Source organism: Streptomyces sp. NPDC003016 (genome assembly GCF_053591455.1).
In genome coordinates this window covers 118,499-133,384 of the sequence record NZ_JBSFTV010000001.1, presented here as the reverse complement: position 1 = coordinate 133,384, position 14,886 = coordinate 118,499, and the positions used below count along the sequence as shown (strand labels likewise).

The window sequence follows — 14,886 nt, the reverse complement described above, 5'->3', positions numbered from 1 at the left end:
ACAAGACGACCGGCAGGACAGCCGGCACAACAGCCGCGCCAGCGGCCGTGCCCGGGCCCGAGGCACTGCGCGCACTCCGGCGGCGTACCTCGGCCGTACTCGTCGTGAGCCAGATCCTGGGCGGTCTCGGCGTGCCCATCGGTATCGCCCTCGCGCCCGTCCTGGCGGTCGAGGTCAGCGGCACGGAAGCCGTGTCGGGACTCGCTCCGACCGCCTCCGTCGTCGGCACGGCCCTGCTGTCGATCCCCCTGGCCTCCTTGATGACCTCACGCGGCCGGCGCCCGGGACTCGTCCTCGCCTATCTGATCGGCGCACTGGGCGCGGCGCTCGTGGTCGTCGCCGCCGTCATCGGGAACTTTCCGCTGCTGCTGGCCGGCATGGCCGGATTCGGTGCCGCGTCCTCGGCCAACCTCCAGGCGCGTTTCGCCGCCGCCGACCTGGCGGAGCCGGACCGGCGTGCCCGCGCCATCTCGACGGTGGTCTGGGCCACGACGATCGGCGCGGTGCTCGGCCCCAACATCGCGGCCCCGGCGGGCCGGTCCTTCGCCGGCACCTCCATACCCGAGACGGCGGGTCCGTTCCTGTGGGCTGCCGGAATCTTCCTCGTCACGGGACTGGTCGTCGCCGTACTTCTGCGCCCCGATCCGCTCCTCACCGCCAGGGCCCTGGCCCCGGAGGAATCGCAGTCCGCGCAGAGCCGTTCCCTGCGCGCCGGGATCGCGGCGGTGGCCGCGTCGTCGCGGGCCAGGCTCGCCCTGGTGACGGTGGCCGTCACGCACACCGTGATGGTCTCGATCATGGTGATGACCCCGGTCGACCTGGGCCACCACGGAGCCCGTCTGGAACTCGTCGGCCTTGTCATCAGCGGTCACATCGCCGGTATGTACGCGTTCTCTCCGGTCATGGGCTGGCTGTCCGACCGGGTCGGGCGCCTCGCGGTCATCGGCCTGGCGGCCGGGCTGCTGTGCCTCGCCGCCCTGCTGGCCGGCACGGCGGGCCCCAGCCACGCCCAGACCGCCGCCGGTCTCTTCGTGCTCGGCCTCGGCTGGTCCGCGGGCCTGGTCTCGGGCTCCGCCCTGCTCACCGACTCGGTGCCGCAGCCCGCCCGCGCCGCGGTCCAGGGTCTGTCCGACCTGACCATGAACTCGGCGGCGGGCATCGGCGGCGCGGCCGCCGGCCTGATCGTCTCGCAGGCGGGCTACGGCTGGCTCAACGCGATCGGCGCCTGCCTGCTGCTGCCGATGGCCGTGCTCGCCCTGCTGTCGGCCCGCAGCCGCACGGCCGCCGCACCCCGGACAGCCGACCCGGTCGACCCGATCGGAGCAGGAGAACCGACCGAACCGGCGGAACCGACCGCTAAAGGCTGATGTGGTAGGCCTTGCGCAGCGTCTCGTGCACGGTCCAGGTCGTACGGTCCCCCTCGCGCAGCACACACGCGTCCCCCGGCCCGATCTCCAGGATGTCGCCGCCGTCCACCTCGACCGTCGCACGCCCGCTGACCACCACGAACAGTTCGTTGGCCTCGGTGTCGGTGACCACGCCGGGCGTGATCTGCCAGATGCCGCGCAGTTGCTTGCCGTCGGGCGACTCCCACAGCACCTTGCCCGTCACCACCGGATCGCCGGAGACGATCTGGTCGGGGTCGAGCGGCTCGGGCTCGAGGTCGGCGTCCGGGATGTGTACGGAGAACGAGGCGGGGCCTTGATCAATGGTCGTCATGGCGCGCCACCTTAGCGGGCATCCTTGCCGCTGAATTTGTCAGTACCGGTCAGCTGTCCGTACTGGCGGGGAGAAACCCGTACGTACGGTCCGGCTCGTTCCAGGTGAGAGCAGTCGGCCGTAGAAGTGCTGTGCCGTGATCCATGCGCCGACGCTGGTTCCTCGCCGAGGGCCGGCTGTCAGTGGTCGCCTCTACTTTGGGATCAGTGGAGACCGGCCACCACGGACGGTCCTTGGGGAGGGGTGTGCCATGTCCGCTGCTGCGGCGCGGGGAACGCGGGAGACGACGTATCTGGAGCTGTCCCAGGACGGTGGCGGTGCGCACAAGTTCTACGAGGTCACCGTGGACGGGACGACCGTGGGCGTGCGGTACGGGCGGATCGGCGCGGACGGACAGCGGCAGATCTCGGCCTTCCCGAGCCTGGAGAAGGCGAAGGCCGCCGCGGCGAAGAAGATCGGCGAGAAGGTCCGCAAGGGCTACGCGACAGCCGTACAGGGTCAGCGCGCGGCGCGTTCGGTGACACGGCGCCAGGTGACTTCGGCGCCGTCGACGGCCCGTGCGACGGCGCCGGTGCTGTGGCGGTTCCGTACGGGCGCGACGGCTCTCGGCATTCACATCGAGGAGGACCGCTGCTGGGTGGGCAACCAGAACGGCGACGTCTACACCCTGGGGCACGACGGCGAGGTGCTGGCCAGGTACCGGCTGCCGGACGGTGTGAAGTGCCTGGTCGCGGACGACTTCTGGATCTACGCGGGCTGTGACGACGGCAGGGTGTACGACCTGTCGTCGAAGCTGCCGTTCGCCGCGTACGAGATCGCGGAGGACGTCGACATCTTCTGGCTGGACATCCACGAGGGGGTACTGAACGTCGCGGACCGCAGCGGTGGCCTGACCGTGATCGACCACGAGGACGAATTCCAGTGGTCACGGCGTTCGACCGGCGGCAGTGCCTGGATGGTGCGGGCGGACGGGGAAGCGGTCTACCACGGGCACACCCGTGGAGTGACGGCCTACGCGACCGACGGCAGCGGGGAGTTGTGGCACACCACCACCACGGGGAACGTCCTGTTCGGCTGGCAGGAGGACACCGCCGTGTACGCGGGCACAGGCCGGCACGTCGTCGAGCGGCTGTCCAAGGCGACCGGCCGCGTCGAGGCGACGTACCGGTGCGACGCGTCGGTGTACTCCTGTGCCACCTCGCCGGGCGGCCGCTACGTCTTCGCGGGTGACTCGTCCTCGTCCGTGTACTGCTTCGACGCCGACGGCACCCGGCTGTGGAAGCTCGGCACGGGCAGTGGCTCGGCGCTGTCCATGCAGTACCGCGACGAGAAGCTGTACATCGTCACCACCGACGGCTCACTGGCGTGCATCGACGCGAGCGAGGCGGCGATCTCGGCGGCCCAGTCCGGTTCGGTGCCGGTCGCCCTCGACATCAAGCAGGCTGCGGCGCTGCCCACTTATGTGCCGACGGCGACCGTTGCCACGGTCAGTTCCGTGCCCTCGCCGGGGGCCGGAGTGGTCGTCGAATGCGTCCAGGGGGCGGACGGCCGGCTGCGGATCCACGTGGTGTCCGACGGCTACGATCCTTCCTGGAACGTCCAGTTCCCGCGTTCCATACGCCAGGTCGGCGCCCGCTATGTCGTGGACGCGCTGCACACCTCGCAGGGCGGGTTCTACCGGGTCCGGGGCGAGATAAAGCACTTGGTGTAGGCCACGCATCAGCCCTTGCTCGTCACTCTCACTCGTTGCTTGCAACTCGTCACCCGCCGTAGTGGCGGGCCTCGATGATGTTCCCGTCGGGGTCGCGGAAGTAGAAGGAGCGGGGAGCGGCCCCACGAGCGCCGAAGCTGTTGTGGGAGTACGGCGAGACGGCGACGCCGCTGTCCGCCAGCCGGCCGTGCAGGACCTCGAATGCCTGCTTGTCCATGGCGAGGCAGACGTGGTTCACCGGGTGGCCTGCCGTGCCCCCGGCGCCGGGGATGGCGTTCATGGCCCCGGCCATGGTGATCGGGGCGAGGTCGAGCAGCGATTCCGCGGAGACGCGCACGGAGGGGAAGGGCACTTTGCCCTCCGCGAACTCGGCGGCTCGTACGCCTGTCAGACCGACGGTCTTCTCGTAGAACTCCAGCGAGGCAAGGGGGTCGTTCACCCACAGCACGACGTGATCGAGATGCGTTTCTGTCATCCACACAGGCTGCGGCGTGATCGTCGACGGACACAAGGGACGCGCCGCGGAACGTTTGCGGGCCCGGACGGTGTGCCAGGAATGGGGGCATGCCTGACACCACGCTGCTGCTGTCCGGGGAGGTGCGGGAGGCGCTGGAACGGCGTCGCCCCGTCGTGGCCCTCGAATCGACGATCATCGCGCACGGTCTGCCGCGCCCGCGCAATCTGCGGGTCGCGGAGGAGCTGGAGGAGGTGGTACGTACCGTCGGAGCCGTTCCCGCGACCATTGCCGTCCTTGACGGCAGGGCTCATGTCGGCCTGGACAAAGCCCAGTTGGAGCGGGTGGCGAACGACGATTCGGTACGCAAGCTGGGTCATCGCGATCTCGCACCGGCGCTGGCGACGGGGGCGAACGGGGCGACGACCGTGTCGGCGACGGCGTTTCTGGCCGCACGGGCCGGTCTGCGTGTCTTCGCCACCGGCGGGCTCGGCGGCGTACACCGCGAGTGGACCGAGACGCAGGACGAGTCGGCGGATCTGGGGCTGCTGGCGCGGACGCGGATCACGGTGGTGTGCGCGGGGGTGAAGTCGATCCTCGACGTCCCGGCGACGTTGCAGCGGCTGGAGACGCTGGGGGTCGGCATCCTCGGGTACGGCACGGAGCGCTTTCCGGGGTTCTATCTGAGCAGCTCGGGGGAGTCGGTCGACTGGACGGCGCGGACGCCCGGTGAGGTGGCTGCGGTGATGCGCGCCCAGGACGCGCTCGGCGGGCCGGAAGCGGCGCTGGTCGTCGCCAACCCCGTACCGGAGGCCGAGCAGCTCGATCCGGCGCTGCACGACCGGGTACTGGCTCAGGCGCTGGAGGAGTGCAGGGAGCGCGGAATCGCGGGCCAGGGGGTCACACCGTTCCTGCTGGACTATCTGGTGCGGGGTACGGAGGGCGCCTCCCTGGAAGCCAACTTGGCGGCGGTGCGCGGCAACGTACGGCTGGCGGCGCAGATCGCGGCCGCGTGGGCGCGGGCATGAGCCGGGCAGCGCGAGAAGGTGCTGGAAGCAGGGTGGGAGGAGGCAGGAGAGGAGGTACGAGAGGAGGTACGGGCGACGGTGGCGACAAGGGCGGGACCGAGGACAGGCGCTCCGGTTCGGGCGGCGCGCTGCTGGTGGTCGGCGACGTGGTCACCGATGTCGTGGCCCGCCATCGCACACCGCTCGCGCCGGCGACCGACACGGCGGCGGAGATCAGGACACTACCGGGCGGGGCGGGTGCCAACGTGGCCTGCTGGGCGGCGTACACAGGGCTCGCGGACGTACGGCTGCTGGCGCGGGTCGGCGCGGACGCGGGTGCCTGGCACGAGGAACGGTTGCGGCGTGCGCGGGTGCGGCCGCAGGTCGTACTCGACGGGGAGACGGCGACGGCCACCGTCATATCCCTGGTCGACGCCGCCGCCGAGCGCACGTTCCTCACCGACAGCGGCGCCGCCCTGCGCCTCTCTCCCGCCGACTGGTCCGCGTCGTTCCTGGACGGCGTCGCCCATCTCCATCTCTCCGGCTACCTCTTCTTCGCCGATACGAGCCGGCGGACGGCCCGCCTCGCCCTTCTGGAGGCCCGGAAGCGAGGGGTGACGGTGAGTGTGGACCCGGCGTCGGCGGGGTTCATCGCCGAGCTGGGGGTGGACCGTTTCCTGGATGCGGCAGCGGGGGCGGACGTGCTGCTGCCCAACGAGGACGAAGCCCGGCTCCTCACCGGGCTGCCGGAAGCGGCCGACGCCGCAGCCGAGTTGAGCCGCCGCTTTCCACGCGTCGCCGTCACTCTGGGCGCCGGAGGTGCGCTGCTCGCCACAGCCGGCAGCGTACGGGACCGCGTCCCGGCCACCCTGGTGGAGGCCGTGGACTCGACGGGTGCGGGTGACGCGTTCAGCGGGGCGTTCCTTGCGGCGCGCCTCGCCGGGGCGGACGATGCGCAGGCCGCGGTGGCGGGATGCGCGGCCGGAGCGCATGCCGTGACGTTGGTGGGCGGGCGGCCGCCTCTCCCGTGACTCGGCACTCTTGCTTGACTCTTCGCTCTTACGGGAACCGTCGCTCTCGCGGTGGCTTGTTGTACTCGTGGTGGCTCGTAGCGCTTCCGGTGGCCGACTGTCGGTGCTCGACTCGGCCGTGCGACCGGCGAGCAGCGCCCTCTGCCGCCCGGTGCCAGAGGTACGGCTGGGAGGACGCCCGTGTCGTGCGTCGCCCGGCCGAGTGACCCCGGCCGAGTGACAGCGAGAGTTATGGACGGCTGGTTCTACAGGATCGGCGTGGAGGTGGAAGTGAAAATGAAAGTGGAAGTGGACGGGCGGGCGCGCGGCGTGGTCGAGATTCTGGTGGGCGTGGACGGTCTCACCCAGGTGCGGTTCGCCCTCTCCCCGCCCCAGGAGATGTCCTTCAGCCGGTGGGCGCTGCGCGACCCCGGCGAGTTCCCCCCCGCATCCGCACCGGTCGGAGCTGATACGCGAGGGAGTCCTCGGCACCGGAAGACCCCTCGACGCGGACCTCCTCACGGCCCTCGTCACCAACCGCCGCCGGCTGCCCGACTTCAGCACGCCGCGCCCCCGGGCCCGCACGTCGGGGATGGCGGAGGAGCTGGTGGCCGTACGGACGGCGGACCCGGCGAAGGCCGCGGCCGACCTCCTCGTCGGCGTACGCCGGCGAGGAGCTGCCGACCGTACTCCGCCACGCCCTGTCCACCGGTCCGGCCGCGCTGCGCGACCGGACCGGTGGACACCCTGGAGGCGTACTGGCAGCACGCCGTCGCACCGTCCTGGCCGCGCATGCGCGCCGTACTCGAAGCCGGCATCCTCCACCGCGCGCAGCGCCTCGCGGAGGGCGGGGCCGCCGCGCTCTTCACCGGCCTGCATCCGAATGTCCACTGGGAGCCGGGACCCGGGGGCCGGGGGCCGGGCCCGGGGTGCTGCGGCTGCGCCCGATGGGTGCGCACCACCGGGTGGAGGCGGCGGGGCACGGTCTGACGCTCTGCCCCACGCTGTACGGCCGCAAGGCCACGGCGCCGATCGGCGAAGTACCGCGGGTGGCCTACTCCGCGCGCGGGATCACGGACCGCATCACCCCTTCGCGAACCGGGGCTCCGCCGGGCAGAACACGCCCTAACCACGCAGCCTCGTCCACGCCGGATGCCTCGGATCATCGGCCCGTACGAGCACGTCGGCGGTCTCTCCCGGCCGCACCTCCCGCTCGTAACGGGCGAAGGCGGGCAGTGTCCACTTCGCCCTCTCCTCGGTCCGGCGCTCCAACGCCCCCGCGGACAACCGCACATGCACCGTCAGGTCGAACGGAAACCAGTGCCGCAGAAGCATCGGCCCGTGCAGCAACAGCACACCACCGGCCGGCAGTTGTACGTACGGACTGCGCGTCGCGCGGTCGGTGGCCGGGTCCCACAGGTCGGGCAGAACGCGCCCGGTCCCGCCGGGCTCCAGGGGCCCGAAGACCTCACGCCGCAGGGCGCCGATGTCGAACCAGCCGTCGTAGTACGAGTCGGGGTCCTCCTTGCCGAACTCGTAGCGGAGCGAAGCCGACCGCAGAAATCCCTCCGCGTCGACGACCACAACCGTCCGGCCGCGCAGCCGCAACGCCTCGGCGAGGCGCCCGGCGATCTCGCCGGTACGGGCGGCGGGCGCGCCGTCGACGGCGGCCTTGAGCCACGGCGACGGCTCCCCGCCCGCCGCCGGCTCCGGACTGCCCGGGTGGCCCCCGTGACCCGGGTGTCCCCCGTGACCCAGGTGGTCGGCGAGGGCGTCGGTCAGCCGTTCCCAGGTGATCGCTTCGAACTGCACAGCCCCATCATGCAGGCGGCACGGGCCGGTCCGCCTCATCCGTCTGATCCGACCCGCCCCGCTCGTCGAACCGGTCGGCGAGCACGACACCTCGCTCGGCGATCACGTCCTGACAGGCGCGCAGTCCCGGCCTCGGCGTGACGCCGGAGGAACGTATGGCGAAGACGGCCTGGACCGACCGCCCCTGGACGACGAGTTCGTCGACTTTCTCGCGTACGGCGGCGGGCAGCGAGGCCCAGAGGTCCGAAGTCATACAGCCGACCCTAGCCGCAGCCGCCACGCCCGCAGTCGCAGCCCCCTGAGCAACACCGAGCAGCACCTCCACCATGCGCCGCCTACTCCCCTGCCTTCCCCGTCTCACTCGTCTCACTCGTCTTGCCCGTCTCGCACGCCGGCGCGTCGGCGTCGACGGAGAGCGGACTGCCGGTGGGCAGCATGTAGGTCACGTACAGCACCACAGGCTCGCTCCCCAGGTTGCGCCCGATGTGCCGGTGCTTGACTCCGGACGGTTCGATGAAGGACTGGCCCGCTGTCGTCGTCTCGACGGAGCAGTCCTCCAGCGTCCGGGACAGCGTGCCCTTCTGTACGACGGCTATGAGCTGTCCGGGATGGTGGTGCCAGCCGGTGGAGCCGCCCGGAGCAATGGTGATGGTGCGTACGACCACATCGGTGGGCCCCTTGGTCTTCACCTTCATCGTCCCGGCGGAGGTGCCGGTGGCGAGCACCGTGCCGCTCACTCCGCTCCCGGGCGTCGCGAGTGCGGCGGACGGCACCATGCCGAGCGCCGCCAGGCACCCGCCAAAGACCATGCCCTTGCGCCCCCGCGCCTGCTTACCGCTCCGCACCAACCCCAAGAATCCCAAGATTCCCATGCGAAATCCTCCAACTCCCGGGCATCTTCCAGGGATTCGATCGGAGTCCCCGCCGCCGCGATCACTGAAATCACCGAAATCGCCTCACCGTATCCGAGACACACCACGCGCCCCAGGGGTTGCGCACGACGGTTTTGGAAAGATCGGAAACACGCTGCGACCGGCGTGCCCCGGCCCACCCGAGCCCGGAGGAAGCGGGGCCGGGGGCGTAGTCGGCCCCCGGTCCCTGTGTGATACCACCTGGTTGATGCGCCGCCCGTTGAAGAGGCCCGGATGCACGAAGGCGTAGATGTCCGTCAGCCGCTTCTCCAGGAAGAGCAGACAGGAGACCGGCACCGCGCTCACGAGCACCCACCCGTCGACGGTCACATCGGCGCGGGCCTCGCAGTTGGCCCAGTCCTTGGTGGCAGTCACGTCAAACAGCCAGGGCAGCGTCTTCGCGGTCTCCCGCAGGACGTCCTCGGCCTCGACCTGGACCCCGTGGACTCGGGCGGAACCTGCTCTCCCCCTCTTCCTCCTTGGGCTGGTACGTACGCGAGATGCCCGCCAGCAGCGCCGGCTTCCGGAGGCCGTGGTGGGCCGCCGCCAGGTCCTGCTGCGCCTTGGACTTGACGCCTTTCTCCACTGCGATGATCTGATTGAGTTCCGCCACATCCACGTCCACGACGCCAACGACATCGCCTGCCCGCACTCGAACGATTATTTGGGACTTCCGGGGAGTACGCACCATGGGGACAGCCCTCGTCGCCGTCATAGGCACCCTGCTCGGCTCGGTGGTGACGCACTTCTTCCAGCGTCAGACAGCAGAGCGCACCGCCGCCCTGGCCCGCGCCGAACAGCTCCGTCAGGAGCGGATCTCCGCGTACAGCGCCTTCGCCGGCGCGGTCGTCGACTACCGGCGCGGCCAGAACGACCGCTGGCACCGCCAGAGCGAGGCGCCGGGCAGCGACAGTGCCGAATCGGCCCGCATGGAGTCGTACCGGTTGCGCGTGGCCGCCCGGCAGGCGCTCTACCGCGTCCAGTTGGTGTGCGACGACAACGCCGCCGTACACCTGGCGGTCTCGGCCTTCGAAGCCACGAACCGCATGCACGAGGCGGCGGACGAGACGGAGCGCTCGCTGCGCTCGGAAGAGGCGCAGGAGGCGGTGCGCGCGTTCATCGCGGCCGCGGCGCCGGGAGTCCGCTGACGTGCCCGGCGCCGAACCGGTGGTCGTCGCTCCCCTCGTACCGCGCCTCCACTGCGCGGAGTGCCACCGGGGCCCGCTCCCCCTCCTCGTCCTGGAGCACAACGCCCCGTACTGCCTCGACTGCGCCGACCTGGGCCACCTCGTCCACCTTCCGCGCGGCAACGCCGCCCTCACCCGCCGGGCCCGCGAGGCCAGTTCGCTCTGGGCGGTCGTCGTCCGCCACAACAGGCGCCGCACCCGGTACGAACGCCAGGGCATCCTCGTGGAGGAGGCGGCCCTGGCCCGCGCCGAGGCCGCCTGCCTGGCGGACGCCGACGCCCGCGCCCGCCGCCGCGAACGCGACGCGGCACGCCGCGCGGCCGAGGACGTACGCTTCACCGCCGCCCTGGCCGCCGAGATCCTGCGCCTCTTCCCGTCCTGCCCGCCGTCCCGGGCCCAGGCGGTCGCCACCCACGCCTCGGAACGCGGCAGCGGCCGGGTCGGCCGCAGCGCGGCGGGCCGCTCCCTGGACGAGGGCGCGGTGACGGCGGCGGTACGGGCGTCCGTACGGCACGTCGACACGGCGTACGACGCGCTGCTGATGAGCGGCGTACCGAGAAAGAAGGCGCGGGCGAGCGTGGCAGCCGCGATAGACGCGGTCCTCACCGGCTGGCGAACACCGCCGCCGGGACTCACTCGAACGGCCTGTTCCGCCGACTGACCGATCGGTTCGTCCACGCGCACGGACAGAAGCAGTGGAGCAGTGGAGCAGTGCGAGGCCGGAGGCGATCTGCGAAAACGCCGCATCGCGCGTCATCCACCCCGACGTGCACTGTGCGGGCGGGCTCTTCGATCTGCGCGAGCGGCTCGCACCCGCCGGCGCCGCCGGCCCGTCGGGGACGGGTGCGCCTCGCCGGCCACGGGGCCACCGCAGAGGTGACTGCGCCGCGCCGTCTCAGGTGTCGAGCAGCGCGGTGAGTGCGTCCACCGGGTCCCTGTCCGGGGTGCCCGTCGGCCACCAGTCGTCCGTGCCGGGGTCCGATTCGTAGGGGTACCAGCGGTCGTCCTGGCCCAGGCGGAGCTGGATGCCGCGTTCCGCGTCGCCGAGGCGGTTGCGGTGGGGGCGCAGGCGAGGGAGGCCGGCGGCGGCCAGGGCCGGGCGGGCCCGGTCGAAGGGGCCCGCCGGGGGGTCCCAGGGGGTTTCGAGGACGGACAGGCCGGTCGGGCCGCCCTGTTGCCAGGCGGCCACCGCGCGGGCCAGGTCGGTGGGGGTGCGGCCGGTCGCGCGGGCGAGTGCGGCGTACAGGGTGCGCGTGGCGGCTGTCAGGCCCGAGCCGGGCTGGGCGGCCGCCAGGCGGACCGCGTCCTGCCAGGGCGTGAGCGTCGCGATGGGGTCGGTGCCGCTGGTCAGGAGCGTGTGGGCGCGGGCCGCCGCGTCCGTCACCAGGAGGTCCAGGGTCAGCGGGTCGGGGGCGCCCCGGGTGCCCGGGTACGCGCCACAGGCGTGGCCGGGGTGCGGAGGTACGGGCAGCGGGCCCGGCAGCGGCGGGAGCGTGCGCGGGGCCAGGGCGGCTGCGGCCTGGACACCGGGGAAGGGCGGCGGCGCCGGCTTCTCACGGACGGAGAGGGCGGCGTTGCGGCGGGCGAGGTCGTCGAGGAGGTCGCGCTCGGCCCGGCCGCGCATCAGGAGCAGGACGAAGGGGTCGGCGTCAAGCAGGCGGGCGGTCTCGTAGCAGAGAGCGGCCGCGTGCTTGCAGGGGTGGCCGCGGTCCGGGCACGAGCAGGAGGGGACCAGATCGCCGGGGGCCGGCAGCAGGTCCACGCCCGCCTCCGCCGCCGAATCCACCAGGGAGTGCGGCATGTCCTTGTCGAGCAGGGCCGCGATGTGGGCCGGGCTGGCCGCCGCCGTCGCCAGGAACCGCTCCCAGTCCTCGTCGTCGAGTGCGCGCAGGCGGATCTCCGTGCGGTACGGGCGGGGCCGGCTGCCTCGTACGTACGTGACGATCCGGCCCGGCGCCACACTGATGGCGCCGACGTTGCCCTCACTGGCGTACGTACGGCCGCGGGCGAGGCGGGCCGGGTCGAGCGACAGCGCTTCGAGCGCCTCGGTCCAGGCGCTGCCCCACCAGCTGCTGCCGGTCTTGCCGCCGCTCGCGCTCATGCCGGCCTCCGCAGCGAGACCAGGTCGGCCAGCTCGCGGTCGGTGAGCTCGGTCAGGGCCGCTTCTCCGCCGCCCAGGACCGCGTCCGCCAACGCCCGCTTGGACGCGATCAGTTCGGCGATGCGGTCCTCCACCGTGCCCTCCGCGATCAGGCGGTGCACCTGCACGGGCTGGGTCTGTCCGATGCGGTACGCCCGGTCGGTCGCCTGGTCCTCGACCGCCGGGTTCCACCAGCGGTCGTAGTGGATGACGTGGGCGGCCCGGGTGAGGTTCAGTCCGGTGCCGGCCGCTTTGAGGGAGAGCAGGAAGACGGGGACCTCGGCGGACTGGAAGCGGTCCACCATCTCCTCGCGCTGGGCGACGGGCGTTCCGCCGTGCAGGAGCTGGGTACGGACCGCGCGGGCCGCCAGGTGGCCGGCGAGCAGGCGCGCCATGGTCACGTACTGGGTGAAGACCAGGACCGAGCCGCCCTCCGACAGAATCGTGTCGAGGAGCTCGTCGAGGAGCTCGAGCTTGCCGGAACGGCCGGTGAGGCGCCGGGTGTCCTCCTTCAGATACTGCGCGGGGTGGTTGCAGATCTGCTTGAGGGAGGAGAGGAGCTTCATGACGAGACCTCGGCGCGCGATGCCCTCCGCCCCCTCGATGGCCGCCATGGACTCCCGTACGGACGCTTCGTAGAGGGACGCCTGCTCCCGGGTGAGGGAGACGGGGTGGTCGGTCTCCGTCTTGGGCGGCAGCTCCGGCACGATGCCCGGGTCGGACTTCTTGCGGCGCAGAAGGAAGGGACGTACGAGACGGGCGAGGCGCTCGGCCGCCTCGTCGTCCTCGCCGCTCTCGACCAGGCGCGCGTGGCGGGCGCGGAAGGAGGTGAGCGGGCCGAGCAGGCCCGGCGTCGTCCAGTCGAGGAGGGCCCACAGCTCGGAGAGGTTGTTCTCCACGGGCGTGCCGGTCAGGGCGATGCGCGCGCGGGCGGGGATGGTACGCAGCGCCTTCGCCGTGGAGGAGTACGGGTTCTTGACGTGCTGTGCCTCGTCGGCGACGACCATCCCCCAGGTGTGCGCGGCCAGTTCGGGGGCGCTGGTGCGCATCGTGCCGTACGTCGTGAGGACGAAACCGCCGTCGGGTCCGCCGGTGTCGTGGAGCGTGCGGGCCGCGCCGTGGAAGCGGCGGACGGGGACGCCCGGCGCGAAGCGGGTGATCTCGCGCTGCCAGTTGCCGAGGAGGGAGGCGGGGCACACGACGAGGGTGGGGGCGCTGCGGGCGCGCCGGAGATGGAGGGCGATGACCGTGATCGTCTTGCCGAGGCCCATGTCGTCGGCGAGGCAGCCGCCGAGACCGAGGGAGGTCATCCGGTCCAGCCAGGCGAGACCGCGCAGCTGGTAGTCGCGCAGGGTCGCGTCGAGACCGGGCGGCTGGGGCACGAGCGCCTCCTCGCCGGTGCCGGCCGTGAGGCGGTCGCGGAGCGCGGCCAGGGCGCCCACGGGGACCGCTTCGACCTGCTCGCCGTCGACCTCCGCACTGCCCGTGAGGGCTGCGGCCAGCGCGTCCACCGGCTGCAGCAGGCCCAGTTCACGCTTGCGCGCCTTGCGCACGAGCGCCGGGTCGACGACGACCCACTGGTCCCGGAGGCGGACGATCGGGCGGTGCGCCTCGGCGAGCGCGTCCATGTCCGCCTCGCTGAGCGGCTCGCCGCCGACCGCCAACTGCCAGCTGAAGGCGAAGAGTTCCTGCGCGTCGAAGAAGGAGGTGCCGTCGGTCGCGGACCCGGGCGCGGGACGTACGACCGCGGTGGCCGTGAGCGTACGGGCCAGCCGGCGGGGCCAGTGGACGGCCACGCCGGCAGCGCCGAGCCTGGCCGCCGCCGGGCCCAGCAGCTCGTACAGCTCGTCCTCCGACAGCGGCAGTACGTCGGGGACCGGGCGGCTCAGGAGGCGGCCGAGCGGCGGCCACACACGGGCCGCGCGGCGCAGCGCCAGCACCGCGTCGACGCGGGCTCGGGGGCCGAAGCCTTCGCTGCCGCCGTCGGCCCACAGGGCGGCCGCGTCGATGACGTGCGTCGGGTCGGCCAGGCTGTGCACCTGGACCAGGGCCGCGCCCGCCCGGCGCTGGTCGCCGCCGTCCCCGTCGACGGCCCTGTCCGTCTCCTCGCTTCCTCCGCCCCCTCCGTCCCCTTCGCCCTCTCCGTCCGGTGATCCGTGGTCCGTGCTGTTGAAGATCTCGAACTGGGACAGGTCGAGGCGCAGTGACACCCGCACCCCCGCGTCCACCCCGGCCGCGACCTCCGCCGCCCACTCCCGCAGCTCCGGAAGGTGCTGGGCGGCGCGGGCCGCGAAGGGCGCTCCCACGGCGTACGCCGCGGAAGGTGTCCGGGGCAGCATGTCCGCGACCGCGTCGAGGAACGCCTTCACCAGGGCTTCGGGGTCGGGCAGCTGGAGCGGTGTCCGCCCGGCGAGCGGGACCGCGTGCGCCTCGGCGGGCATGGCCGCGGCGATGGCCCGTACTTGCGCGATGTCGTCGGCGTCGAGCGGCCCGGCACGCCAGGCGTCATGGTCCCCGGAGGTCAGTCCGGGCAGCAGCCGGCCCCGCGCGGCGAGGTGCAGGGCGTGCAGCGCCGCCGCGCCCCAGCAGCGGGCGGCGGGGTGGGCGGCGGGATCGTGGCGGGCCCGGACCAGCAGCGGCAGCGCGTCGCAGAGGGGGAGGAGAACGGCGGGCACGGTGTGGCGGCGTACGGCGGTGCCCCGGGCCCCGTGCCGTCGTACGACCGTGATCTCCGCGGAGGTCTCGGGCAACGCGGAGGTCTCGGGCAGGGCGCCGCCCTCGGGGTCCCAGAGGGCGATCCTGCCTTCGCGCGGCAGCTCGGCGGGGAGGAAGACCGCGGCGCGTCGTCCCATGCCTGCCATCGCTTCACCCCCCGTCCCGCACATCCCGCGTCCCGCTCGCCGCGCTTGTCTCTGTCCACGTGCGAGTTTACGGG

General features: G+C 72.5%; 14 protein-coding genes and 1 pseudogene. 7 read left to right on the top strand and 8 right to left on the bottom strand.

Annotated features, from left to right (window positions below; translation table 11 throughout):
- Positions 1 to 47 precede the first annotated feature (47 nt).
- Positions 48 to 1,367, top strand: a complete 1,320-nt coding sequence (locus tag ACWDZ4_RS00565) for an MFS transporter (protein WP_451506414.1) — start codon at positions 48 to 50, stop codon at positions 1,365 to 1,367.
- Here ACWDZ4_RS00565 and ACWDZ4_RS00560 read toward each other — a convergent pair.
- Positions 1,357 to 1,719 (bottom strand): cupin domain-containing protein, encoded by a 363-nt coding sequence (locus tag ACWDZ4_RS00560; protein ID WP_451506260.1) that lies wholly within the window; start codon positions 1,717 to 1,719, stop codon positions 1,357 to 1,359. The genes ACWDZ4_RS00565 and ACWDZ4_RS00560 overlap by 11 nt on opposite strands.
- A gap of 250 nt (positions 1,720 to 1,969) precedes the next feature.
- On the opposite strand from ACWDZ4_RS00560, the gene ACWDZ4_RS00555 reads away from it, so the two are divergent.
- On the top strand, positions 1,970 to 3,430 hold the full coding sequence (locus tag ACWDZ4_RS00555) for a WGR domain-containing protein (protein WP_451506259.1): 1,461 nt from the start codon (positions 1,970 to 1,972) through the stop codon (positions 3,428 to 3,430).
- Between the two features lie 49 nt (positions 3,431 to 3,479).
- Here ACWDZ4_RS00555 and ACWDZ4_RS00550 read toward each other — a convergent pair whose 3' ends face one another.
- Positions 3,480 to 3,905 (bottom strand): VOC family protein, encoded by a 426-nt coding sequence (locus ACWDZ4_RS00550; protein WP_451506258.1) that lies wholly within the window; start codon positions 3,903 to 3,905, stop codon positions 3,480 to 3,482.
- 89 nt (positions 3,906 to 3,994) lie between these two features.
- Here ACWDZ4_RS00550 and ACWDZ4_RS00545 point away from each other — a divergent pair, with 89 nt between their 5' ends.
- The 3 genes from ACWDZ4_RS00545 (at position 3,995) to ACWDZ4_RS00535 (ending at position 6,891) form a co-directional block, all read left to right on the top strand.
- Positions 3,995 to 4,912, top strand: a complete 918-nt coding sequence (locus ACWDZ4_RS00545) for a pseudouridine-5'-phosphate glycosidase (protein ID WP_451506257.1) — start codon at positions 3,995 to 3,997, stop codon at positions 4,910 to 4,912.
- Positions 4,909 to 5,922: a carbohydrate kinase family protein gene (locus ACWDZ4_RS00540; protein ID WP_451506256.1), complete on the top strand. Its 1,014-nt coding sequence runs from the start codon at positions 4,909 to 4,911 to the stop codon at positions 5,920 to 5,922. The genes ACWDZ4_RS00545 and ACWDZ4_RS00540 overlap by 4 nt, the downstream gene beginning before the upstream one ends.
- Positions 5,923 to 6,639: 717 nt before the next feature.
- The gene (locus ACWDZ4_RS00535; RefSeq protein WP_451506255.1) at positions 6,640 to 6,891 is read left to right on the top strand and encodes a hypothetical protein; all 252 of its coding nucleotides are present in this window, start codon (positions 6,640 to 6,642) and stop codon (positions 6,889 to 6,891) included.
- Positions 6,892 to 7,026: 135 nt separating this feature from the next.
- On the opposite strand, the gene ACWDZ4_RS00530 is transcribed toward ACWDZ4_RS00535, so the two are convergent.
- From ACWDZ4_RS00530 to ACWDZ4_RS00515, 4 genes and pseudogenes are all read right to left on the bottom strand, one after another.
- Entirely contained in the window at positions 7,027 to 7,713 is a 687-nt protein-coding gene (locus tag ACWDZ4_RS00530; RefSeq protein ID WP_451506254.1) for a uridine kinase, read from the bottom strand.
- A 7-nt stretch (positions 7,714 to 7,720) separates the two neighbouring features.
- The gene (locus ACWDZ4_RS00525; RefSeq protein WP_451506253.1) at positions 7,721 to 7,966 is read right to left on the bottom strand and encodes a hypothetical protein; all 246 of its coding nucleotides are present in this window, start codon (positions 7,964 to 7,966) and stop codon (positions 7,721 to 7,723) included.
- 82 nt (positions 7,967 to 8,048) lie between these two features.
- Positions 8,049 to 8,522, bottom strand: coding sequence for a cupin domain-containing protein (locus tag ACWDZ4_RS00520; RefSeq protein ID WP_451506413.1), 474 nt, complete (start codon positions 8,520 to 8,522; stop codon positions 8,049 to 8,051).
- A 339-nt stretch (positions 8,523 to 8,861) separates the two neighbouring features.
- Positions 8,862 to 9,237: pseudogene (locus ACWDZ4_RS00515) on the bottom strand (DUF7873 family protein); the annotation flags it as partial.
- 76 nt (positions 9,238 to 9,313) lie between these two features.
- On the opposite strand from ACWDZ4_RS00515, the gene ACWDZ4_RS00510 reads away from it, so the two are divergent.
- Together ACWDZ4_RS00510 and ACWDZ4_RS00505 are read left to right on the top strand one after the other, a co-directional pair.
- On the top strand, positions 9,314 to 9,772 hold the full coding sequence (locus ACWDZ4_RS00510; protein WP_451506252.1) for a hypothetical protein: 459 nt from the start codon (positions 9,314 to 9,316) through the stop codon (positions 9,770 to 9,772).
- A gap of 1 nt (position 9,773) precedes the next feature.
- The gene (locus ACWDZ4_RS00505; protein WP_451506251.1) at positions 9,774 to 10,472 is read left to right on the top strand and encodes a DUF2293 domain-containing protein; all 699 of its coding nucleotides are present in this window, start codon (positions 9,774 to 9,776) and stop codon (positions 10,470 to 10,472) included.
- A gap of 234 nt (positions 10,473 to 10,706) precedes the next feature.
- Here ACWDZ4_RS00505 and ACWDZ4_RS00500 read toward each other — a convergent pair whose 3' ends face one another.
- Positions 10,707 to 11,912: an SWIM zinc finger family protein gene (locus ACWDZ4_RS00500; protein WP_451506250.1), complete on the bottom strand. Its 1,206-nt coding sequence runs from the start codon at positions 11,910 to 11,912 to the stop codon at positions 10,707 to 10,709.
- The gene (locus ACWDZ4_RS00495) at positions 11,909 to 14,803 is read right to left on the bottom strand and encodes a DEAD/DEAH box helicase (RefSeq protein WP_451506249.1); all 2,895 of its coding nucleotides are present in this window, start codon (positions 14,801 to 14,803) and stop codon (positions 11,909 to 11,911) included. Before ACWDZ4_RS00495 ends, ACWDZ4_RS00500 begins: the two co-directional genes overlap by 4 nt.
- Positions 14,804 to 14,886 lie beyond the last annotated feature (83 nt).

What these genes read in the sequence shown, in the direction of transcription:
- ACWDZ4_RS00550 (WP_451506258.1), bottom strand. Translation starts at nt 3,905, where the DNA reads ATGACAGAAACGCATCTCGATCACGTCGTGCTGTGGGTGAACGACCCC.
- ACWDZ4_RS00525 (WP_451506253.1), bottom strand. Translation starts at nt 7,966, where the DNA reads ATGACTTCGGACCTCTGGGCCTCGCTGCCCGCCGCCGTACGCGAGAAA.
- ACWDZ4_RS00500 (WP_451506250.1), bottom strand. Translation starts at nt 11,912, where the DNA reads ATGAGCGCGAGCGGCGGCAAGACCGGCAGCAGCTGGTGGGGCAGCGCC.
- ACWDZ4_RS00495 (WP_451506249.1), bottom strand. Translation starts at nt 14,803, where the DNA reads ATGGGACGACGCGCCGCGGTCTTCCTCCCCGCCGAGCTGCCGCGCGAA.
- ACWDZ4_RS00540 (WP_451506256.1), top strand. Translation starts at nt 4,909, where the DNA reads ATGAGCCGGGCAGCGCGAGAAGGTGCTGGAAGCAGGGTGGGAGGAGGC.
- ACWDZ4_RS00520 (WP_451506413.1), bottom strand. Translation starts at nt 8,522, where the DNA reads ATGGTCTTTGGCGGGTGCCTGGCGGCGCTCGGCATGGTGCCGTCCGCC.
- ACWDZ4_RS00510 (WP_451506252.1), top strand. Translation starts at nt 9,314, where the DNA reads ATGGGGACAGCCCTCGTCGCCGTCATAGGCACCCTGCTCGGCTCGGTG.
- ACWDZ4_RS00560 (WP_451506260.1), bottom strand. Translation starts at nt 1,719, where the DNA reads ATGACGACCATTGATCAAGGCCCCGCCTCGTTCTCCGTACACATCCCG.
- ACWDZ4_RS00545 (WP_451506257.1), top strand. Translation starts at nt 3,995, where the DNA reads ATGCCTGACACCACGCTGCTGCTGTCCGGGGAGGTGCGGGAGGCGCTG.
- ACWDZ4_RS00555 (WP_451506259.1), top strand. Translation starts at nt 1,970, where the DNA reads ATGTCCGCTGCTGCGGCGCGGGGAACGCGGGAGACGACGTATCTGGAG.